This is a genomic window from Lachnospira hominis (ex Liu et al. 2021) (assembly GCF_014287955.1).
GTDB lineage: Bacteria > Bacillota > Clostridia > Lachnospirales > Lachnospiraceae > Lachnospira > Lachnospira hominis.
The window spans coordinates 1-590 of the sequence record NZ_JACOPD010000028.1 but is presented as its reverse complement, the minus strand read 5'-3'; the positions used below and the strand labels follow the sequence as shown (position 1 = coordinate 590).

Sequence of the window (590 nt, the reverse complement as noted above, 5' to 3'; positions counted from 1 at the left end):
CAAGCCATAAGCCATAATATTCTAAAAGAAGTATTATCAGTGCATACAGCGGAGGTGCGTGACATGATTCTGACAGAATATAACGAAGAACAGCATATAAAAAATGAGAAAAATATCAGCTATGATGATGGGTTTAATGATGGAGTCGAGCGAGGTATTAGCCAAGGAACACAAATAGCAAATACCAAAGCAATAAAAAACATGATTAAGCTTAATGTCCCAAAGGATAAGATTCTAGAGTGCTATTCAGAAGCGGAGTATAATGCTGCAATAAAAGATGATAGAAATTAGAAATACAATGATCATTATAAGGAGGACTGCCTATTGACCAATGAACCATTACTAAACCGGAACCATAAAGATGCCCTGTTTCGGTTTATCTTTAAGAATCCTAAGGATTTATTATCTTTGTATAATGCGTTGAACGATACTGACTATACGGATGTATCTGATTTAACCGTTACTACTCTAGAAGATATTGTCTATATGTCTTATAAGAATGACATATCTTTTATTCTTGGAAGTGAGATGTCACTTTTTGAGCATCAGAGCACATTTAACCCAAACATGCCGCTCCGTGGATTGTTTTA

At 34.9% G+C, this 590-nt stretch carries 2 pseudogenes; both read left to right on the top strand.

From position 1 onward, the window contains the following. Positions 1-291: pseudogene (locus tag H8S01_RS13880) on the top strand (hypothetical protein); the annotation flags it as partial. Between the two features lie 33 nt (positions 292-324). After that, positions 325-590 (top strand): annotated as a pseudogene (locus H8S01_RS13875) (hypothetical protein); the annotation flags it as partial.